We start from the raw sequence: 20,650 nt of genomic DNA, 5'->3' as shown, positions 1-20,650 counted from the left end.
TAACCCCAAACGCCGCCGTTCACGCCCCGGTCGGATACTGCCTGACCAACCGTGGCAGCGTCATCCGCGTGGTATTAAATGACATTCCTCTGGAACGTGGGCGTCAGGTTGAACTGCAGGATGGCGGTATTCTTGGTATTGATGACTACTGTTTATCGGGCACGCAGCAACGCAACATTCTGGAGCCTGAAATGAAACGTTTACTGCTGCTCTTGTTGGCATTAAATGCCCCTGTTGTTTATGCCCAATCACTGCCTGATTTCAGCGCTTTTTCTCAGCAACAAATCTTTGAACACTGGGTGCAAAATCGATGCATCGGCAAGATTGCAGATAGTAAAATCCTGAAGGATGATGCAGAGGCCAGTGCCGCTGCATGGCTCGAAGCAAGCGATCTGCCTGCAGAGAATTTTGAAAAAGCTGACAAGGTGATTGTTTCCTTACTTAAAGAGAAGGTAGGCGGTACTGAATCGGGTAATTATCAGGTATTAAAGTGCAGCTTAATCGCCAATAGCGACGCAATCCGCCTGCTCGATGTCCAAAAATAGCGTTTCACCGATATTGCCAGGAGATTTGACCGCACCATCTCGCGTCTTCAAGTCACAGCCCGTGATGGCCCTCAAGATGAGTGCAGATTCGCCAGCCTTGGTAGTAAATTATGGTGTATATGGACTGTTTACTATTCTTTCTTATTGTGGTCTTGTTCCTGATTGTTGTAATCATGGACCTATTCAGCTCACGTTTTTTTAAAAAGCACGAGAATGATTATAATCAGCTTCTTTCAGACTACAGACGGAAAGGATATGACCTGGATCTTGTGACAAATTACGCTTCTTTTTCTGGTTCACTGGTTAATTACCAAAAAATAATCTGGTTTGTACGCCTTTATAAAGGCGTCAAAATGAAGTTTACTCATCAAAAGCCGGTGCAGGAAGAAGCTTATAAATACGTGCAGTCGTTACCGGATGAAAGAATTGGCTGGATACTAAAGTTACATCGTCGTTATAAATTACAGGCGTTAATATTCACTCTATGGCTCATTGTTGGATTATATTTTATAACCTTCATTAAATAGTTTTAATATTCACTTTCTCAAACGCCGCCGTTCTCGCCCCGAGAGCGGCAGCGTTTGAGCGCTAATCATACCAGCAGGAATACGCCATGCGATTCACGATTATTTCTACAAAACCCGGTCATCAGCCGCCGCAGAGCAGCTGTGATTTTTACGCCCCGGGCGGCACCATTGGGCGCGGTACGGATAACAATCTGGTATTGCCGGACAATGACCGCACCATCTCGCGTCTGCAGGCCATTGTTCACGTTGACGCCCAGGGGGAATGCCGCGTCACCAACCGTGGCAGCGTCACCCGCGTGGTATTAAATGACATTCCGCTGGAGCGGGGGCGTCAGGTTGAGCTGCAGGATGGCGACATTCTCGGTATTGATGACTACCGCATCGAAGTGACCGAGCTTATCCACGACACGCAGCCGGTGAGCCGCATGGCGGCCAGCATGCAGCAGCAGGTTCGTCCAGCAGCGCCAGCGCCCGCTCCGCAGCCGAAACCGGCGAGCGCCGCCCCGCGCGGGAAAACCGAGCCGACAGCCGTGCCAACGGAAATCTGGGATAGCCTGATGCAGGAGTTCTCTATCTCCGACAGCATCTCCAGCAACCGCACGAGGCCTCAGCCCGCTGCATCGCACGACCCCTTCACCCAGCCCGCGGCACCGGAGCGTAACGCCGAAGATCCGCTGGCGATGTTCAACGACAGCGATCTGAAGCTTGAGCGGAAGAATGTCGATCCGGACACGCTGTTCAGCGATGAGGCGTTGTTCAAAAAAGAGAGTATTTTTGACGACGTCACCCCGTCAACGCTGGTACCGCCGAGCGAGACGCCCCCCGTGCAGCCAGAAGAAGAGGCGACGGATGAGCTCGACCCGCTGGCCCTGTTTGGTGGAAAGACCAGCGCGCCCGCTGCGCGTAATGACGACCCGCTCGGACTGATGGGCGGCGCGCCGTTAACCCATCCGGATGACATTGCCGACGAAAAGCCGGAGCCAAAAACGGAGCCAGCGCCAGTGCAGGAGGAGGACGTGCTTGCCGCTTCCCCGCTGTTCGCCCCTGAGCCGCAGGAAACCCCGCGTGCTGAGGAAGAGCCTGCGCGGCCGGATTACGCAGGCTTCACCATGCCTACGCCGCAGGCCGTTGCGCGCAGTAGCGCGCAGACGCCTAAGGGCCGTTTGCGTATCGACCCGGTCAATAACGCCGCCTCCCCAGCCGCCACGGCGAACAGCGGTGAGAAGGGCGAAGTGCTGCAGGGCGAGCTGCTGGAGGCGCTGCTGGAAGGCATGGGCCTGAGCGAAATGCAGCCGGTGCCGCAGTTTGACCGTGAAAATATGCGTCAGCTGGGTCAGATCCTGGGCATGTTCTCCCAGGGGACCGTGGCGCTGCTCTCCTCGCGCTCCATCCTCAAACGCGGCGTAAAAGCCGATATGACCATGGTGCTGGACGATGCCAACAACCCGTTCAAGCTGTTGCCGACCGGGAAAACCGTCCTGATCCAGATGTTCGGTACGCCAATGCCGGGCTTTATGCCGCCAACAAAATCCGTGCGCGACGCGCTGATCGATCTGCAGGCGCACCAGCTGGGTATGATCTCCGGTATCCGCGCCATTATTGCCGCGATGCTGCAGTCCTTTAACCCGGAACAGCTGGAAGAGCAGGCGAAGCAGAACGGGATGACCTCTCGTCTGGCGCTGCCGGGAAGCCGCAAAGCCGCCCTGTGGGACTATTTTGTTCGCAGCTACGGTGAGACAGCTGGCGAAATTGAAGATGACTTCCACACCCTGTTCGGCGAGGCCTTCCTTCATGCGTATGACATGGAGGTGAATCAGTACAAAGACTCACAGAGTGGATCGGAAGACAAATGAATATCGCAACGGCTTCTCTCTCCCGCCAGGGGACGCGCGCCAGCAACCAGGATCAGACGGGAGAAACCATCGGGGAACGTTCAGCCTGCTTTGTCGTCTGCGACGGCATCGCGGGCCTGCCGGGCGGTGAGGTTGCCGCTGAACTGGCCCGCAACAGCATTATCTCCCGCTTCGATGGCGACAAACACCTTAATGCGCAGCATATTCGCGACTACGTGCAGACCGCGAATCGCACCATTCTCAGCGAACAGCAGGCCGTTCAGGACTATCGCCGGATGGGCACGACGCTGGTCAGCCTGTTCATTGACCGGGATTACGGCCTGGCCTACTGGGCGCACGCGGGTGACAGCCGCCTGTACCTGTTCCGCCGGGGATGGCTGTGGCACGTGACCACCGACCACAGCCTGGTGCAGCAGATGAAGGACGCCGGGCATCAGACCGACAACCTGAACAGCAACCTGCTGTATCTGGCGCTGGGGATTGAAAACGGTGGACCAGAAGCCAGCTATAGCGACGTGGTGCAGGTCGAAGACGGCGATGCGTTCTTACTGTGCACCGACGGCTTCTGGCACGGCGTCAGCGAAGAGCAAATGAAGCAGTCGCTGCATATGGTCAATACGCCGCAGGAGTGGCTGACCTTAATGAACCAAATCATTCAAAAGAATGGCGAACAGGAGGGGAATGCTCAGGATAACTATACTGCCCTGGCGGTATGGATGGGCAACCCTCAGGATACCACTTTGCTGCACACCCTCTCTGATGCAGCACAATTTCTTCCCTGCGGAACTGATTAGACACACAAGGAACGATATGAAACTTTGGCTATCGGGTTTGGCAATACTGGCGGTAACCTCCACCGCGCAGGCTGAAAATTTCCGCATCGTGCAGTCTCCTGCGCAGAAGCTGGATATCTGGATCGACAACATCAAAGACAACACCCCACAAAGCTGGTGTAAGCCAGAGGTGGCGCTGCGTATTGTGGCGAACGGCAAGAAAGACGTCTCTGTGCTGGAAAACTTTGTGCCGCGTCTTGGCTCACTGCTGGAACACCAGTGCAGCAAAGTGAATAAACTTAGCTGGACGCTCAACGATCCGGCGGGTACGACGCTTGCGCAGGGCACAGCAGGCAAAGCGCAGGACTGGGCGCTGGTGGTGAAACAGGCGCAGGCTGAGCCAGCCGCAACCCCGACCGCGACCACAGCCAGCGGCGCGTTACTGCCGCCAGACCAGAACGTGGCAGCCAATACCGTCGCCGCCGACCGCACGCCGTGGCAGGAGTTTACCCTTCAGGACGGCTGCCACCTGCGCACCTTCTGGGAAGGCGGCGCTTCCGCACCGGCGCTCTTCATTCCGGATTCTGACACCACCCGCTGCGGTAACGGCAGCTGGCTGAGCGGACACACCGTTATTTCTCAGTCCCGCAACGGCGGGCAGAAAGAGATGGCAGTGACCTACATTCATGGCTTCCCGGTGATGGGACTGAACCAAAGCGCCGACCCGGAAAATGCGCTGATCACCTCCGTCAACAAAGAGCGCATGGTATTCAGCACCCCAAACAGCGACCAGAGCTGGATGATCCTGCCTTACGATAACTCTCTGAACAGCTGGAAGAGCAACGGCACGGTGGCGGTGGAAATTTCGCGTGAAACCGCCAGCGACGATGCCAAACTGCAGGCGCGTATCGCCGCGGTGAAAAAAACGTGGAGCGCCTGGGTCGCACCCGGCACCCCGCTGAATATCGTTCTGATTGACACCCTGCGTCCACAGCTGCGCGATCCGGCAGTGGGCGCATGGCGCGCGGCGAATTAAGGAATGGCTATGAATACGCTCTATCAACACCTGGCGGGTGAGTCGCTCAGCGACGCGCTGGCGCGTCTTGAAGCCGAAATCAAAGCCCGTCCGGCAGATGCCGATCTTCGCGCCGCGTTCGTGCAGTTTTTAACCCTCAGCGGCAACTGGACGCGGGCCCTGACCCAGCTGAAAAGCTGGCTGGCGCTGAAGCCTCAGGCGAAGCCCACCGTGACGCTGCTGGAGCAGTCCATTCAGGGCGAGCTGCAGCGTGCGCAGGTGATGGCCGGTGCGCAGCGTCCTGCCATGCCTGAAACCCAGTGGCCGTGGCTGACCACCCTTGCCGCGGCGCTGAGCGAGGAGGGCGAGCGTGCGCAGGCGCTGCGTCTTGAAGCACTTGAACAGGCTCAGGCAAACCCAGGCCACATCGTGCTTGAAAACGAAGAGACCCAGGCCTTTGACTGGCTGATGGACGGCGATGCCCGTCTCGGCCCGGTGTGCGAAACCATAGTTAACGGTCGTTATTTCTGGCTGCCGTTTAGCGCTATTGCGGAGATCCGTTTCCAGGCACCGGCCAGCGTCACCGACCTTGTCTGGCGTCATGCGCTGGTGCGTCTCACCGACGGCACGGAACAGGTGTGCCAGATCCCGGCGCGCTATCCTTTTGCGGCCGATGCCTCCGATGCGGTCAAACTGGCACGCACCACCGAGTGGCGTCCGCTCGACGAGGATGGCACCCTTTACGAAGGGATGGGCCAGAAAGCCTGGCTGAGCGAACAAAGCGAAAGCCCGCTGCTGTCGCTAAGCCTCGTGACGTTTGCGACGGATGGAGCCGATGAGTAATCCCGCTGGCGAAGGCGATCTGCTGCGCAGCGGCTGGCAAGCCCGCAGCAAGCAGGAGAAGGTGGGGGCGCGCGATAAAATGCAGCCCTCGCTGCTGGATCGTCTCACCGATAACGACCCGGAAAAAAAACGCGAGTCGGCCAACAGCAATCTGATCACCCACGCCGCGCTGCGCCGCAATGTCCTGCGGGATTTGCAGTGGCTGTTTAATACCATCAACCATGATGCCTCAAGTGATTTAAGCGCCTTGCCGCACGTGAGCCGCTCGGTGGTTAACTTCGGCGTCGCGCCGCTGGCCGGGAAGCGAATGTCGGATATCGAATGGCACGATATTCAGCGCAAGCTCACCGAGGCCATCATCAATTTTGAACCGCGCATTTTGCCGCAGGGGCTGCAGGTCCGCTGCGTGTCGGATACCTCCTCGCTGGATCTGCACAACGTGCTGTCCATCGAGATAAAAGGGCGTTTATGGTGTGTGCCGTACCCGCTGGAGTTCCTGTTTCGCACCGATGTCGATCTGGAAAACGGCCATTTTGAACTGAAAGATGCGGGGTAATCATGGAAAGTAAACTGCTCGAATATTACAACCGTGAGCTGGCCTACCTGCGTGAAATGGGGGCCGAGTTTGCCGAGCGCTATCCTAAAGTCGCCGGGCGGCTGGGCATGCGCGGCATCGAAGTGGCGGACCCGTACACTGAACGCCTGATGGAGGGCTTCGCCTTCCTGACCTCCCGCGTGCAGATGAAAATGGATGCGGAGTTTCCGCGCTTCTCCCAGCGTCTGCTGGAGATGATTGCGCCGAACTACCTCGCGCCCACGCCCTCGATGGCGATTGCCCAAATTGAGCCCGACAGCAGCCGGGGCGACCTGAGCAAAGGCTTTATCGTGCCGCGCGGCACCATGATGGACAGCCTGGCGCTGAAAAAAACGGGTGTTACCTGCAGCTATACGACGGCGCAGGAGGTCAATCTGCTGCCGGTGAAAATCGACAAGGTTGAGCTGGGCGGTGTCCCCGCAGACCTGCCGCTGGCGCAGCTGGGCCTGAGCCAGCGGGGTATCAACAGCGCCTTACGGATCCGCATCGCCTGCGACGGTCCGCAAAACCTCGGACACCTGGATTTTGACCGGCTCGAGTTTTTCCTTAGCGGCCCGGATATCGAAGCGCTGAAGCTGCTGGAGCTGGTGATGGAGCACCATGCCGGGATCGTCTGTCAGACGGTCAGCAAACATCCGCAGCGGCAGCTGCTGGCGTCTGACGCGCTGCGCCAGGAGGGCTTTGAGCCGGACCAGGCGCTGCTCCCGGACGATCTGCGCAACTTTGACGGCTACCGTCTGCTGCAGGAGTACTTTGCTTTCCCGGCTCGTTTCCGCTTTATCAGCCTGAGCGGTCTGAGCAAGCTGATTCAGCGTTGTGAAAACGAAAAAGCCTTTGATATTTTCATCCTGCTGGATAAATCGGACGAACAGCTGGAGCGCGTGGTCGACGCCAGCCATCTGGCGCTGCACTGCACGCCGGTGATCAACCTCTTTCCGAAGGTGGCGGCCCGGCAAAAGCTGAACGAAGGCCAGCATGAATACCATCTGGTGGTCGATAACATCCGGCCGCTGGATTATGAAATTTACGCCGTGAATAAAATCTTCGGCAGCGCCGACGGGCAGCGTGACGACCAGACGTTTCGTCCTTTCTGGAGCACCTGGAGCGGCGATGCGGGCAACTACGGAGCCTATTTTTCGCTGCGCCGGGAACAGCGCGTGCTCTCTGAGCATGCCCTGCGTTACGGCACCCGTACCGGCTATATCGGTTCGGAGGTGTTTGTCTCGCTGGTGGATGAACAGCATGCGCCTTGGCAGGAAAACCTGCGCTATATCTCTGCCGAGGTACTCTGCACCAGCCGTGACCTGCCGCTGATGCTGCAGCAGGAGCTCGGGCAGTTCATTATGGCTGACTCCATGCCGGTGAAATCTCTGACGCTGCGTAAAGGCCCGACGCCGCCACGTCCGGCGCTGGCCGAAGGGTTCAGCACCTGGCGGCTCATCAGCCAGCTGCAGATGAACTACCTCAGCCTGATGGACAGCGAAAATGAAGACGGCGCGGCCGCGCTGCGTCAGCTGTTAGGGCTGTACGCTAACCTGGCAGAAACGCCGGTTGCGCGCCAGGTGGAAGGCGTTCGCCACTGCGTGCTGGAGCCGGTTCACCGCCGCGTGCCTGAACCCGGCCCGGTCGTTTTCGCCCGCGGGATTGGCATTACCCTGACGGTAGATGAGCGAGCGTTTTCCGGCGCCAGTCCCTGGCTTTTCGGCAGCGTGCTGGAGCGCCTGTTTGCACGGCTGGTCTCGATTAACAGCTTCACGGAATTCACCCTGAAAAGTCAGCAGCGCGGTGAAATCGGCTACTGGGCACCGCGAATGGGTAAAAGGGCGCTGCTATGAGTGACGTTGCTGCCGCACCGCTGCGCGTTCACCGCCTCACGCCGCTGCCGGACAGTTTCTGGCGCGGCGTGCGCGAAACGCCGTGGCGCTATGACCTGTTCCAGCTGTTAAGGCGCATTGATGCCCAGGGCGGAGAGCGCTATCCGCTGGGACGCGCGCCGCTGCCGAAATTTGAGCCGTTACGCATCGGCCAGCAGCCGTCGATGAGCTTTGCGCCTTCCACGCTGGCACAGGTACGACAGCGGGAAGAGAGCGGACTGCACGAGGTGTCTATCCTCAGCTTCGGTCTGTTTGGCCCGAATGGTCCGCTGCCGGTCCACATGACCGAATACGCCCGCGAGCGTATTCATCATCATCAGGACACCAGTCTGAGCGCGTTTGCCGACCTGTTCCATCATCGCCTGACGCTGCTGTTCTACCGCGCCTGGGCGGATGCGCAGCCCGCCGTCTCCCTTGACCGCGCCGACAACAGGCGCTTTGAGGGATATCTGGCGTCGCTGATTGGGATGGGGCAGCCGGGTCAGATGAGCAAAGGCAGCCTGAGCGCTCATGCCCGCTTTACCCACGCCGGGCACCTGACGCGTAACGGGCGGGATCCGGAGGGGCTGGAAAAGATCCTTCGCGACTATTTTAAGGCCCCGGTCAGGCTGGTGAGCAACGTGCCGCAGTGGATGCCGCTCTCCGCGCGTGAGCAGGCGCAGCTGGGAGCAGGACGCCGCCTGCCGCGCATGGGTGAATCCGCCTTTCTGGGCGTTGCGGTGCGCGACGTGCAGCATAAGTTTCGCATCGAGATTGGCCCGCTGAGCGCGGAGGAGTACAACCGCTTCCTGCCGGGCGAAGCGTGGGTCACCGAACTGCGCGACTGGGTGCGCCAGTATGCCGGGGTGGAATTTGAGTGGGAAACACGGGTGATCCTGCGCGAAGACGCGGTGCAGGGCACCACGCTCGGCGGCGACGGGCGATTAGGCTATAGCACCTGGCTGGGCCACCAACCCCAGCCTGTCCCGCGTGGCGATCTGGTGTATCGTGCAGAGCGGTAATCCTTCCGTATACCGAATCATTGTTAATGGAAACTAACATGTCAGAAATTAGCCGTGCCGTGCTTTTCGGCAAACTGGATACGCTGTTATTTACCTCTCTGGAAAGTGCGACTGCGTTTTGCAAGCTGCGCGGCAACCCTTACGTGGAGCTGGTGCACTGGCTGCATCAGCTGATGCAGCAGCAGGATGGCGATCTGCAGCAGGTCATCCGCCACTTTGCCCTCGACGAACAACAGCTGACGCGCGATATCGTAGCCGCGCTGGACGCCCTGCCGCGCGGGGCGAGTTCCGTTTCCGATCTCTCCGAACATATCGACAGCGCCGTGGAGCGCGCCTGGGTTTATGGCTCGCTGAAGTTTGGCGTTAGCCGTATTCGCGGCGGCCACCTGCTGATCGGCCTGCTCAAAACCTGGAACCTGGCTAACGTGCTGAAAAGCATCTCGGCGCAGTTCACCCGTCTTAACGTCGAGGTGCTGATCGAGCAGTTCGATGCCATTTGTTCCAACAGCAAAGAGACGCAGCAGGCCGCTGCCGCGGTTGACGCCCCGGCGGGTGCGGTCCCGGCTGCGCAGGGGACGTTGGCCCAGTACGGTCAGGATCTGACCGCTCGCGCACGTGACGGCAAGATTGACCCGGTTGTCGGGCGCGATGAAGAGATCCGCCAGATGGTCGATATTCTGATGCGCCGCCGTCAGAACAACCCGCTGCTGACCGGTGAAGCCGGGGTCGGCAAAACGGCGGTGGTGGAAGGGCTGGCGTTGCGTATCGCCGAGGGCGACGTACCGGAGCCGCTGCAAAATATTCAGCTGTGGCTGCTGGATATCGGCATGCTGCAGGCAGGCGCAGGCATGAAAGGCGAGTTCGAGGCCCGACTGCAGGCGTTAATCAATGAAGTACAGTCCAGCGCTACGCCGATTATTCTGTTTATCGATGAGATCCACACCCTGATTGGCGCAGGCGGCCAGCAGGGCACCGGCGATGCCGCCAACCTGCTGAAGCCTGCCCTGGCACGCGGTCAGCTGCGCACCATCGGCGCCACGACCTGGGCGGAATACAAAAAATACATCGAAAAGGACCCGGCGCTGACCCGTCGTTTCCAGACGGTACAGGTTCACGAACCGGACGAAGCGAAAGCCGTTCTGATGCTGCGCAGCACCGTATCCCCGCTGGAGACGCACCACCAGGTCCTGCTGCTCGACGAAGCGGTCAGCGCGGCGGTGAAACTGTCGCATCGCTATATTCCGGCGCGTCAGCTGCCGGATAAAGCCGTGGCCCTGCTCGACACCGCCTGTGCCCGCGTGGCGGTCAGCCAGAGCGCGCCGCCGGCGCAGCTGGAAGACTGCCTGCGCCATCTCGCCGCGCTGGACGTGGAAATCGAGATAGCCGAACGCGAAGCGCGCGTGGGGGCCGGTGACGCCGGGCGCGTAACGGCATTACGCGCAGAACGCGACGCGTATGAAACAAAACGCGAAACCCTTGCTCAGCGCTGGGAAGAAGAACGCAGCCTGGTGCAGGAGATCATCCGCCTGCGTGCCGCGCTGTTTGCGGCGGGTGATGACGATACCGCCGGGCTGCGCAGCCAGCTGGCGGAGCAGCAGCAGGCGCTGAACGCCTTACAGGGCGATGAACCGCTGCTGTTTGCCGCGGTGGATGAAAACGTTGTCGCTGCGGTGGTCTCTGACTGGACCGGCATCCCGCTGGGGCGGATGGTGAAAAACGAGATCGACGCGGTGCTGAACCTTGCCGACACGCTGAACCAGCGGGTCATTGGCCAGCGTCACGGTCTGGACCTGATCGCCCGCCGCGTCAAAACCTCGCGGGCGAAGCTGGACGATCCGAACAAACCGGTGGGCGTCTTTATGCTGTGCGGCCCGTCCGGCGTTGGTAAAACGGAAACCGCGCTGGCGCTCGCGGAATCGCTGTACGGCGGCGAGCAGAACGTTATCACCATCAATATGAGTGAGTTCCAGGAAGCACATACCGTTTCCACCTTAAAAGGTGCACCTCCGGGGTACGTAGGGTATGGTGAAGGCGGGGTATTAACCGAGGCCGTTCGCCGCCGCCCGTACAGCGTAGTGCTGCTGGACGAAATTGAAAAAGCGCACCCGGACGTCCACGAGATCTTCTTCCAGGTCTTTGATAAAGGCTGGATGGAGGACGGCGAGGGGCGCCATATTGATTTCCGCAACACCATTATTATTCTGACGTCGAACGTGGGCACCGACCTGATTAGCGCCATGTGCGCCGATCCGGAGCTGATGCCGGAGCCGGATGCCCTGAGCGGCGCGCTGCGCCAGCCGCTGCTGGAGGTGTTCCCGCCCGCGCTGCTGGGCCGTTTGCTGGTGGTGCCGTACTACCCGCTCAGCGACGAGATGCTGGGGCAGATTGTTCGCCTGCAGCTCAAGCGCATCCAGCGCCGTCTGGAAGAGAATCACAACATTATTTCTGAGTTTGACGACAGCGTGGTGGAACAAATTGTTCAGCGCTGCACCGAGGTGGAGTCCGGCGGCCGCATGGTGGACGCTATTCTGACCAACACCTTGCTGCCTCAGATGAGCCAGATATTACTTACCGCCAGCCGCAGCGACGAGCAGTACCGACGTCTGCACGTCACCTGCGAGCAGGGCGAGTTTCACTGTCAGTTTGCCGCGTAATAATCATCAAGAGAACTGTAAAAGATGACGGATAATGATAACAATCGGACTGTCCCAAACGCGCTCCCGGTCGGGTACCGCTTCAACGAGTTTGAAATCAAAGAGGTGATCGGCGGCGGCGGTTTTGGCATCGTTTATCGCGCGTGGGATCACCAGCTCGAACGCACTATCGCTATCAAAGAATTTATGCCTTCCTCGCTCGCCGTGCGCGGCGACGACATGACCCTGGTGCTGCGCAGCGAGCGCTTTGGCAAAGCCTTTTCCGCCGGCCTGAACAGCTTTATTCAGGAGGCGCGTCTGCTGGCGCGCTTTAACCACCCGAACCTGCTGCACGTCCTGCGTTTCTGGGTGCAAAACGACACGGCCTACATGGGGACGCTGTTTTACAGCGGTACCACGCTTTCGCGCCTGCGTGAACAAAAGCCGGAGCTGATTAACGAAGCCTGGATCCGCCGCACGCTGCCGATGCTGTTTGGCGCGATCAAGACCATCCACGACGAAGGCTATCTGCACCGCGATATCTCTCTGGATAACATCCAGATCCAGGATAACGGCCTGCCGGTGCTGCTCGATTTCGGCTCCGCGCGCCGCACGATTGGTAACCTCTCCGACGAAACGGAAACCATGCTGCGTCCGGGCTTTGCGCCGATTGAGCAGTACACCGACGATAACGAAAGCGAACAGGGCCCGTGGACGGACATATATGCCCTCGGTGCCGTGCTGCGTACCCTGATTGTGGGATCTCCGCCGCCGGTCAGCGTGGTGCGCTCCATTCAGGACACCTGTAAACCGCTGGTCGAGCTGATGCCGCAGGGCTATTCCATTCCGCTGCTGCAGGCTATCGACCGCGCGCTGGCGCTGCACATGGAGGACCGTCCTCAGTCTATTGACGAGTTCGCCGCGCTGATTGAGATGCCGGTTGCTGGTATTAACGACGTGCTGACGGCGAAAAAACCCGGCACGATGCTGGTCCCGGTAGAAGATGAAAAACCGGCTTCGGCACTCGACTGGCGTCGCTACAAGATCCCGGGCATGGTTGCCGCGGGCGTGCTGGTGGGGGTCGTTGCCGGTGCGATGCTGTTCAGCGGTGGTGGCCATGACGCGCCTGAGCAGGCTGCGCAGGCACCGGCAGAGACGCGTGCGACGGAAACAGCCGCGAACGCGCCAGACGTGAAGCCAGAAACGGCGACGGTGAACGAGCAGGCCACTGCGCCAGCAACGGCGCAGCCGACGCCACCGCCTGTCGAGGCCAGCCCGGTTGCGTTGGTCTACATCCGTATTCTCGACGGCGAAACGCTGAAAGTGAACGGCGAACCAAAAGCGCTGCGTCCGGCGAATAACGGCTACGCGTCGCTCAAGCTGCCAGCCGGCGAAGTGAAGATTGAACTGCAGGGCAACGGGAGAACGCGTGGCCAGACGCTGGATATCACCAAGCCGGGCACCTGGCTGGTGAATCCGTAGGGCAGGCAGGGACAGGGAACAGGACGGAGCGAATGTATAACATTAAGTTTGTCTATCTTTTCAGCGAGAAGGTCTCGCCAGCGCTTTTTGCGAAAATTATCCGCCCGTCCGTTGCCGGGCAGTGGATTATGTCGGTGCCCGACAATTCGCTGCGCTCGCTGTTCACGCGCTACGATTTACTGCGAACCATTACCGGTGCGAATCCCTATCAGTCCGGGCGCGATACGCGCAAGCTGATTGTGCAGGATCTCGATATGGGCAGAATCGTTGCGATTGACGAGAGTTTTCGCAGCTGGTCGTCGGTAACGGAAATCTTTTATATCAATGCACAGGGGCGGCTGCAGGCCGCCTCGCTCACCGGGCTGGGCTGGTACCCGGTAAGCACTATTGTCGATCGTTATGAAACGATGGTGCGCACCTATGGTTCCCGCCCTGCGCCAACGGAGCTGCCGACGCAGGTGGTGAAATCCAAAGCGGCGCAGGTGCCTGACCAGCCGACGCCGGGCAAAGACGGTAAAACCTATGCCTCTCAGTTGCAGAATATGACCAAAGCCGAACGCTGGCAGGCCCGTAAGGACCTGATTGCGAAGGGCAGCAACAGTCTCTACCCGGATGCGCAGATCGCGGCTAAACGGTTAGCGGCGAATAATATTGCCGTGGAGAAAGCGAAGCTTGCGGAAAATGTTTATAAGACCGTAAACCCGCTGGAAACAACGCCGGGCGTGCCGGAGGGGTGGACGGATATTAGTAATGACGCAGCGGCGCTGAAGAAGCTTGGGCTGAACAGCAAATCACTTTTCGACAATACAGCCTCTCCTGATTTTCTGGCCCGCGTATATCAACCCGACCCTGCTGTTTTTGGTCGTGATATGAACCCAACGTTGGTTTTCAGAGGGTCACGGCAACCCGAATTTTTCCCCATGAAGAACATGGCTGACTGGAAAAATAACGGTGCGCAAGGGCTCGGAATGGCGTCAGATTATTATAAAAGAGCAGTGGGCCTTGGCGAACAGCTCTCTAAATCCGGTCAACAAGTGGACATTGCGGGCCACTCTTTAGGGGGCGGATTAGCGTCTGCTACCGCGATGGCCAGCGGTATGCCGGGATGGACCTTCAACGCGGCTGGTCTGCATCCGGGTACCGTAGAGAAATATGGCGGAAGTTTGTTGGGCAGTACGGAAAATATTCAGGCCTACCGGGTTGAAGGTGAACTGCTGACAAAAATTCAGGAAGTTAACCTTTGGGAAGATTTCAAAACGGTTAAAGGACACGTGCCGGCGCTGATAGCCAAAGAAGAGCTTTCTGCCGTCATGCCTAACGCCGCCGGAATTGCACACGACCTTCCGGGGGGAACGGGAGGCGCTCTCGATCGCCATGGCATCGATCAGGCGATTAACTGTATTGAGCAACAGAAAGATGAAGACATCGCAATTATCGGGAGTCGCGCGTGAAATCATTGATTACTGGCTGGATAGCGCTTTGTTTAATGTTTATGGTTCAGGGGTGCAAGCAAAATATGGATTTAAAACCAGACAATTACTTCAGTGGTCAGCAGCTCACAGTCGCGCGTGCAATTGAAGCCGGTGAGATGAATGAGGTTATTAAATTAGCTTCGCAAACAGACCTTAATAAGCCCGGCAAAGAGGACATGACGCTGTTGTTTTGGGCGGTGATGAGCTCAATTAACGATAAAAAAACACCGGAACAGCTAAAAATTATTACCGCTCTGGTTAAATCGGGGGCAGACCCGCTCCAGCCAAGGCCTAAAGGAGAGAGCAGTCCGGCTGAATATGTGCTGAAAGCGGACAGTGGGGTCTGGATAAAGGCGATGCTGGAGGGCGGATTATCGCCGGATGCGAAGGATAAAACGTTTGGGGAACCGATTATCTTCGAGACCCTCGAAGCAAAAAACACCGATACGCTGCAGGCGATGCTTGACGGTGGAGCGGACATCAATATTACCAATTCACTGGGTAATACGTTGCTGATCGCCGCGCTGGACTTTCACTCTTACGACCATGTCCTGCTTTTGCTGGAGCGTGGCGCAAACGCTGAGATCAAGGCGGATAATGGCTGGACAATGGCCAACCAGCTGCAGCGTTATCTGAAGCGGGCGAAAGAGGGCAGTGACGAATATCAAAAGCTGACTGAAATCAAAGACGCGCTTATTCGGCATGGCGGTAAATGGCCTCCTGCACCGGTGAAGTGAGGCCGCCATTGATGACCTCGAAAGAAAAGATTTTCTTTTTTGGGGTCGTGATGGATATCATCGGGATTGTGTTTTATATGCTGTCCGTTTTGCCCTCTCGCAGGAAGCGTTGCGCGCTCTCACTGTAAGTTGTTCAGTGACTTTATTCCCAGTTGCTATCGTCAGTACTGGATTAATCATTATCCCCCTAAATATTGCGCTGTTTGTATTTTCTGAATTACTAAAAATCGGAACGCTCATCTTTATCATAAAAAAACAGCCCGCCGTCCCTGCAGGGCAGTGATCAGAACAGCGCCTGTTCTGGCTTGTCTGTTGCCGTAATACTTTTCATCGCATAAGCCATATGGATTAACGATTATGCTCAACCGAATTACCGTTCAGCTCCCGGTCGAGGGGCTGCTCTTCTGGAAACTTTCCGGCCGCGAGGCGATGTCCGAGTCGTTTGCCCTGACGCTGACCCTGCTCGGCACGGACGCGCGCATTGACCGCAGCAAATTACTCGGGCAGCCGGTCACGGTGACCATCCCGACGCAGAATCTGCTCACCTCCCGCTATATCAACGGCAAAGTCACGCGCGTGGCGGTGAGCGCCGTTGAGCTGACTGGCACCCGCTACGCGGTGTACCAGCTGACGGTGGAGCCGGACCTGTGGCCGATGAAGCGCGACCGCAACCTGCGTATCTTCCAGGGTCAGACGGTGCCGCAGATAGTGAAAACCCTGCTGGGTGAGCATCAGGTCAACGTGGAGGACAAGCTCACCGGCAGCTACCGGGTGTGGGACTACTGCGTGCAGTATCAGGAGTCGAGCCTGGACTTCATCAGCCGCCTGATGGAGCTGGAGGGGATTGCGTATCACTTCAGCCACGAGGCGGACAAACACACCCTGGTGCTGACTGATGCCGCCACCCAGCACCAGCCGTTCAGCGGCTACGAGGTGATTCCGTATCACCAGACGCCGTCCGGCGGCAGCACGGACGAAGAGGGCATCGGTCAGTGGGCGCTGGAGGACAGCGTCACGCCGGGCATTTACAGTCTCGATGACTACGACTTCCGCAAGCCGAACGCGTGGCTGTTCCAGGCTCAGCAGAACCCGGCGTCGCCGAAACCGGGCAGCATTGACGTCTACGACTGGCCGGGCCGCTTTGTGGAGACCGGGCATGCGGAGTTCTACGCCCGCATCCGCCAGGAGCGCTGGCAGGTGGAGCATCAGCAGATTCAGGCCACCGCCACGGCGGCGGGCATTGCGCCGGGCCACATCTTCACCCTGACTAACGCGCCATTCTTCAGCGATAACGGCGAGTATCTGGTGACGGCGGCCGGGTATCACTTCGAGGAGAACCGCTACGCCAGCGGCGAAGGTGAAACTATTCACCGCACCGATTTCACGGTCATCCCGGCGTCGGTCTCTTATCGCCCGGCGCAGAGCACGGCGTGGCCGCGCACCTACGGCCCGCAGACGGCGAAAGTCGTGGGGCCGCAGGGGGAGAGCATCTGGACGGACAAATACGGTCGCGTGAAGGTGAAGTTCCACTGGGACCGTCTGGCGAAGGGGGACGACACCAGCTCCTGCTGGGTGCGCGTGTCGAGCGCGTGGGCGGGCCAGGGCTACGGCGGGGTGCAGATCCCGCGCGTGGGCGATGAGGTGGTGGTGGACTTTATCAACGGCGACCCGGACCGGCCGATTATCACCGGTCGCGTGTACAACGACGCGAGCATGCCGCCGTGGGCGCTGCCAGCAGCGGCGACGCAGATGGGCTTTATGAGCCGGACGAAAGACGGCTCGGTCGACAACGCCAACGCCCTGCGCTTCGAGGACAAGGCGGGGGGCGAGCAGGTGTGGCTCCAGGCCGAACGCAACCTGGATATCAACGTCAAAAATGATGAATCCCATTCGACTGAAAAGAATCGAACCCAATTTGTGGGAGAGGATGAAACATTACGGGTTGTCAAAAATCAGAATGCGGGCGTAAAAGGGAACGTCATCTGCCTGACGGGTAACAGTCGCAGTGACAAAGTGGTTAACGACTATATTCTTTCGGCAGGTAATACGCTGAGGCTGGAATGCGGTGAAAGCGCCATTGAATTATCGAAAGATGGCAGCGTTAATATCATTGGCAATAATTTTAACTTTACCGCTAAGCAGAATGCGCAAATAAACACGCTTGGCGGTGAACTGCATCTGAATCCTGCCGGTGGAAGCAATGCGATCAATCCTCCTGGGACATCCCACCAGACGGCAATCCAGCAGGAAGTGGATGGTTTTTTTGTTTTCAACGCCAATAAGTAAACGTATTCAGGCTGGCTCATAACCGACTACCCCGTCACCGTAAGGCGACGGGGTAGTCGATGGGATAAATTGTAATGCACTGGTTTTTCTTTCTTTTCTTTTTATTCCTGACGCTGGCGGTTATCTGGAATGAAAAGAACTTATTTAATAAAAAACAGTGGATCATAACGGGCCTGATGTTGGTGCTTGTTCTGCTTTCTACGGTTGTCATTGGTTTCTTTTTGAAATGGCTGGCGCAGTCATTTTTATTATTCCCTGTAGCGGTGGCAAAAAAATACACCATCATCATTTCTATGTCTCTCCTGTGCGTCTGGGGTATGAAATTTGCCGTCGCTTTGCTGTGTACTCTATTTTCAGGCGTTATGGCCGCGCATAAAAAAATGAATTTTCGCAATTATGAAAAGATCTCCCTGATGTCACGCACCGTAGCGCCGCCCTTATTTGTCTTCGCTAAACTCCTTCTCTCGTTAGGGTGTGTCCTTATGTTTTCAGGCCTGTGGCTTAAGTAAGCGTTGCGATTGATGCTGCTTCGTGGCCGCTGAAACAAAGATGTTGCATTTACGGAATAACGATTATGCTCAACCGAATTACCGTTCAGCTCCCGGTCGAGGGGCTGCTCTTCTGGAAACTTTCCGGTCGCGAGGCGATGTCTGAGTCGTTCGCCCTGACGCTGACCCTGCTCGGCACGGATGCGCGCATTGACCGCAGCAAATTGCTCGGGCAGCCGGTCACGGTGACCATCCCGACGCAGAACCTGCTTACCTCCCGCTATATCAACGGCAAAGTCACGCGCGTGGCGGTGAGCGCCGTTGAGCTGACGGGCACCCGCTACGCGGTGTACCAGCTGACGGTGGAGCCGGACCTGTGGCCGATGAAGCGCGACCGTAACCTGCGTATCTTCCAGGGGCAGACGGTGCCGCAGATAGTGAAAACCCTGCTGGGGGAACATCAGGTCAACGTGGAGGATAAGCTCACCGGCAGCTACCGCGTATGGGACTATTGCGTGCAGTATCAGGAGTCGAGCCTGGACTTCATCAGCCGCCTGATGGAGCTGGAGGGGATTGCCTATCACTTCAGCCACGAGGCCGACAAACATACGCTGGTGCTCACCGACGCCGCCACCCAGCATCAGCCGTTCAGCGGCTACGAGGTGATTCCGTATCACCAGACGCCGTCCGGCGGCAGTACCGACGAAGAGGGCATCGGCCAGTGGGCGCTGGAGGACAGCGTGACGCCGGGCATTTACAGCCTCGACGACTACGACTTCCGCAAGCCGAACGCATGGCTGTTCCAGGCGCAGCAGAACCCGGCGTCGCCGAAGCCGGGCAGCATTGACGTCTACGACTGGCCGGGAAGATTTGTCGAGACGGGTCATGCGGAGTTCTATGCCCGCATTCGTCAGGAGCGCTGGCAGGTTGAGCACCAGCAGATTCAGGCCACCGCCACGGCGGCGGGCATTGCGCCGGGCCACATCTTCACCCTGACCAACGCGCCATTCTTCAGCGATAACGGCGAGTATCTGGTGACGGCGGCGGGGTATCACTTCGAGGAGAACCGCTACGCCAGCGGTGAAGGTGAAACCATTCACCGCACCGATTTCACGGTTATCCCGGCGTCGGTGTCGTACCGTCCGGCGCAGAGCACGGCGTGGCCGCGCACCTACGGCCCTCAGACGGCGAAAGTCGTGGGGCCGCAGGGAGAGAGCATCTGGACGGACAAATACGGTCGCGTGAAGGTGAAGTTCCACTGGGACCGTCTGGCGAAGGGCGACGACACCAGCTCCTGCTGGGTGCGCGTGTCGAGCGCGTGGGCGGGCCAGGGCTACGGCGGGGTGCAAATTCCGCGCGTGGGCGATGAGGTGGTGGTGGACTTTATCAACGGCGACCCGGACCGTCCTATCATTACCGGTCGCGTGTATAACGAAGCCAGCATGCCGCCGTGGGCGCTGCCGGCAGCGGCGACGCAGATGGGCTTTATGAGCCGGACGAAAGACGGCTCGGTCGACAACGCCAACGCCCTGCGCTTTGAAGATAAGGCGGGCGCGGAGCAGGTGTGGATCCAGGCCGAGCGGAATATGGACACCAGCGTTAAGAATGATGAAACGCACAGCGTCGGCGGCGAGCGCAGCCATTACGTGAAGAAAAACGAGCTGCATCGCGTGGAGGCTAATCAGATCCAGGCGGTGAAAGGTGGAACCGAGATCCTGACGGGGAAAGGCAAGCTGGATGCGGCGGTGGAGCAGTACGTTATCGCTTCCGGAACAAAGCTGAGGCTGGTCTCCGGCGAGAGCGCCATTGAGCTTAACGCGAACGGCAAAATTAGCCTGATCGGCAAAGAGTTTAACTTCTTTGTTGAAGGGGATGGCCATATCACGACGGGCGGTAAGCTGCACCTGAATACCTCAGGCACAAAACCGGGCACCACGGCGCCGGGATCGGGGCATAAAGGGGATATTGATGCGGCGGTGCAGGCGAAATTCACGCCGCCGAAAGAATAACCGCTTACTGTCTGCCGCCATGTTGTCCATAACGGCCCTTAATATTCTTCAGCAATCTTAGACGCGGTTTCATCAATGAAATACACCCTCCAGGAAGGTTCGTTTTCCCTTTTTCCTGCTGCCTGGCAGGATAACAGCATGAACATTATTCGCGATGACGAAAGCGGGCTGTCCGTCGTGGTCAGCCGCGGCGTTATCCCGGATGGCAGCGATTATGAACAAGAGTTCCACCGCCAGTGGGACGTGATGCGCCCGCAGATGGGCGAGGTCGTTCAGAGCGAGTTCCAGGGTGTGAAAGCCGGGCCTGACGGCAACATCATCGGTCTGGAAGTTGAAACCAACTTTGACCATAACGGCCAGCGCCTGTGGCAAAAACAGCTGGCAGTCCAGACGCCGGGCAAACCGGTATTGATGATTTTTACCCTCTCGGCACTCAGAGCATTCACTGAAGAGGACGAGGTGCGCTGGAGCGCGCTTAAGCAGAGTCTGACGCTGAACGACAACCGGAATGTGTAAG

At 58.3% G+C, this 20,650-nt stretch carries 16 protein-coding genes and 1 pseudogene; all 17 read left to right on the top strand.

Annotation, left to right across the window (positions count from 1 at the left end):
* Nucleotides 1-11: 11 nt before the first annotated feature.
* A pseudogene (locus E3U32_RS23985) lies at nt 12-188 on the top strand (type VI secretion system-associated FHA domain protein TagH); the annotation flags it as partial.
* 3 nt (nt 189-191) lie between these two features.
* Complete coding sequence (locus E3U32_RS22715; RefSeq protein ID WP_134350789.1) at nt 192-545, top strand: T6SS amidase immunity protein Tai4 family protein; 354 nt, start codon at nt 192-194, stop codon at nt 543-545.
* A gap of 613 nt (nt 546-1,158) precedes the next feature.
* Nucleotides 1,159-2,925: a type VI secretion system-associated FHA domain protein TagH gene (gene tagH / locus E3U32_RS22705; RefSeq protein WP_134350611.1), complete on the top strand. Its 1,767-nt coding sequence runs from the start codon at nt 1,159-1,161 to the stop codon at nt 2,923-2,925.
* On the top strand, nt 2,922-3,719 hold the full coding sequence (locus E3U32_RS22700) for a PP2C family protein-serine/threonine phosphatase (RefSeq protein WP_014884226.1): 798 nt from the start codon (nt 2,922-2,924) through the stop codon (nt 3,717-3,719). Before tagH ends, E3U32_RS22700 begins: the two co-directional genes overlap by 4 nt.
* Nucleotides 3,720-3,735: 16 nt before the next feature.
* Nucleotides 3,736-4,734 carry a hypothetical protein gene (locus tag E3U32_RS22695; RefSeq protein WP_134350610.1) on the top strand — a complete coding sequence of 333 codons (999 nt, stop codon included), beginning with the start codon at nt 3,736-3,738 and terminating at the stop codon, nt 4,732-4,734.
* 9 nt (nt 4,735-4,743) lie between these two features.
* The gene (locus tag E3U32_RS22690) at nt 4,744-5,556 is read left to right on the top strand and encodes a type VI secretion system accessory protein TagJ (protein WP_134350609.1); all 813 of its coding nucleotides are present in this window, start codon (nt 4,744-4,746) and stop codon (nt 5,554-5,556) included.
* Complete coding sequence (gene tssE, locus E3U32_RS22685; RefSeq protein ID WP_134350608.1) at nt 5,549-6,112, top strand: type VI secretion system baseplate subunit TssE; 564 nt, start codon at nt 5,549-5,551, stop codon at nt 6,110-6,112. Before E3U32_RS22690 ends, tssE begins: the two co-directional genes overlap by 8 nt.
* A 2-nt stretch (nt 6,113-6,114) precedes the next feature.
* A complete protein-coding gene (tssF, locus tag E3U32_RS22680) occupies nt 6,115-7,986 on the top strand; it encodes a type VI secretion system baseplate subunit TssF (RefSeq protein WP_134350607.1) in 1,872 nt (623 codons plus the stop codon).
* Entirely contained in the window at nt 7,983-9,026 is a 1,044-nt protein-coding gene (tssG, locus tag E3U32_RS22675) for a type VI secretion system baseplate subunit TssG (RefSeq protein ID WP_134350606.1), read from the top strand. The genes tssF and tssG overlap by 4 nt, the downstream gene beginning before the upstream one ends.
* 38 nt (nt 9,027-9,064) lie before the next feature.
* Nucleotides 9,065-11,680 (top strand): type VI secretion system ATPase TssH, encoded by a 2,616-nt coding sequence (gene tssH / locus E3U32_RS22670; RefSeq protein ID WP_134350605.1) that lies wholly within the window; start codon nt 9,065-9,067, stop codon nt 11,678-11,680.
* Between the two features lie 24 nt (nt 11,681-11,704).
* Nucleotides 11,705-13,141, top strand: a complete 1,437-nt coding sequence (locus tag E3U32_RS22665; protein ID WP_134350604.1) for a serine/threonine protein kinase — start codon at nt 11,705-11,707, stop codon at nt 13,139-13,141.
* A 32-nt stretch (nt 13,142-13,173) separates the two neighbouring features.
* Nucleotides 13,174-14,592, top strand: coding sequence for a phospholipase (locus E3U32_RS22660; RefSeq protein ID WP_134350603.1), 1,419 nt, complete (start codon nt 13,174-13,176; stop codon nt 14,590-14,592).
* 35 nt (nt 14,593-14,627) lie between these two features.
* The gene (locus E3U32_RS22655) at nt 14,628-15,350 is read left to right on the top strand and encodes an ankyrin repeat domain-containing protein (protein WP_435659356.1); all 723 of its coding nucleotides are present in this window, start codon (nt 14,628-14,630) and stop codon (nt 15,348-15,350) included.
* A 357-nt stretch (nt 15,351-15,707) separates the two neighbouring features.
* Entirely contained in the window at nt 15,708-17,636 is a 1,929-nt protein-coding gene (locus E3U32_RS22645) for a type VI secretion system Vgr family protein (RefSeq protein WP_134350601.1), read from the top strand.
* Between the two features lie 74 nt (nt 17,637-17,710).
* Nucleotides 17,711-18,145, top strand: a complete 435-nt coding sequence (locus E3U32_RS22640) for a hypothetical protein (protein ID WP_134350600.1) — start codon at nt 17,711-17,713, stop codon at nt 18,143-18,145.
* Between the two features lie 65 nt (nt 18,146-18,210).
* The gene (locus tag E3U32_RS22635; protein ID WP_134350599.1) at nt 18,211-20,133 is read left to right on the top strand and encodes a type VI secretion system Vgr family protein; all 1,923 of its coding nucleotides are present in this window, start codon (nt 18,211-18,213) and stop codon (nt 20,131-20,133) included.
* Nucleotides 20,134-20,208: 75 nt separating this feature from the next.
* Nucleotides 20,209-20,649, top strand: a complete 441-nt coding sequence (locus tag E3U32_RS22630; protein WP_134350598.1) for a DcrB-related protein — start codon at nt 20,209-20,211, stop codon at nt 20,647-20,649.
* The last annotated feature ends 1 nt before the right edge of the window (nt 20,650 follow it).

The sequence above is a fragment of the Lelliottia nimipressuralis genome (genome assembly GCF_004402045.1).
In the GTDB taxonomy this organism is placed as follows: domain Bacteria; phylum Pseudomonadota; class Gammaproteobacteria; order Enterobacterales; family Enterobacteriaceae; genus Enterobacter; species Enterobacter chinensis.
The sequence above is the reverse complement of the archived record's forward strand: the minus strand, read 5'-3'. Positions and strand labels throughout refer to the sequence as shown.

What these genes read in the sequence shown, in the direction of transcription:
- E3U32_RS22715 (WP_134350789.1), top strand. Translation starts at nt 192, where the DNA reads ATGAAACGTTTACTGCTGCTCTTGTTGGCATTAAATGCCCCTGTTGTT.
- tagH (WP_134350611.1), top strand. Translation starts at nt 1,159, where the DNA reads ATGCGATTCACGATTATTTCTACAAAACCCGGTCATCAGCCGCCGCAG.
- E3U32_RS22700 (WP_014884226.1), top strand. Translation starts at nt 2,922, where the DNA reads ATGAATATCGCAACGGCTTCTCTCTCCCGCCAGGGGACGCGCGCCAGC.
- E3U32_RS22695 (WP_134350610.1), top strand. Translation starts at nt 3,736, where the DNA reads ATGAAACTTTGGCTATCGGGTTTGGCAATACTGGCGGTAACCTCCACC.
- E3U32_RS22690 (WP_134350609.1), top strand. Translation starts at nt 4,744, where the DNA reads ATGAATACGCTCTATCAACACCTGGCGGGTGAGTCGCTCAGCGACGCG.
- tssE (WP_134350608.1), top strand. Translation starts at nt 5,549, where the DNA reads ATGAGTAATCCCGCTGGCGAAGGCGATCTGCTGCGCAGCGGCTGGCAA.
- tssF (WP_134350607.1), top strand. Translation starts at nt 6,115, where the DNA reads ATGGAAAGTAAACTGCTCGAATATTACAACCGTGAGCTGGCCTACCTG.
- tssG (WP_134350606.1), top strand. Translation starts at nt 7,983, where the DNA reads ATGAGTGACGTTGCTGCCGCACCGCTGCGCGTTCACCGCCTCACGCCG.
- tssH (WP_134350605.1), top strand. Translation starts at nt 9,065, where the DNA reads ATGTCAGAAATTAGCCGTGCCGTGCTTTTCGGCAAACTGGATACGCTG.
- E3U32_RS22665 (WP_134350604.1), top strand. Translation starts at nt 11,705, where the DNA reads ATGACGGATAATGATAACAATCGGACTGTCCCAAACGCGCTCCCGGTC.
- E3U32_RS22660 (WP_134350603.1), top strand. Translation starts at nt 13,174, where the DNA reads ATGTATAACATTAAGTTTGTCTATCTTTTCAGCGAGAAGGTCTCGCCA.
- E3U32_RS22655 (WP_435659356.1), top strand. Translation starts at nt 14,628, where the DNA reads ATGTTTATGGTTCAGGGGTGCAAGCAAAATATGGATTTAAAACCAGAC.
- E3U32_RS22645 (WP_134350601.1), top strand. Translation starts at nt 15,708, where the DNA reads ATGCTCAACCGAATTACCGTTCAGCTCCCGGTCGAGGGGCTGCTCTTC.
- E3U32_RS22640 (WP_134350600.1), top strand. Translation starts at nt 17,711, where the DNA reads ATGCACTGGTTTTTCTTTCTTTTCTTTTTATTCCTGACGCTGGCGGTT.
- E3U32_RS22635 (WP_134350599.1), top strand. Translation starts at nt 18,211, where the DNA reads ATGCTCAACCGAATTACCGTTCAGCTCCCGGTCGAGGGGCTGCTCTTC.
- E3U32_RS22630 (WP_134350598.1), top strand. Translation starts at nt 20,209, where the DNA reads ATGAAATACACCCTCCAGGAAGGTTCGTTTTCCCTTTTTCCTGCTGCC.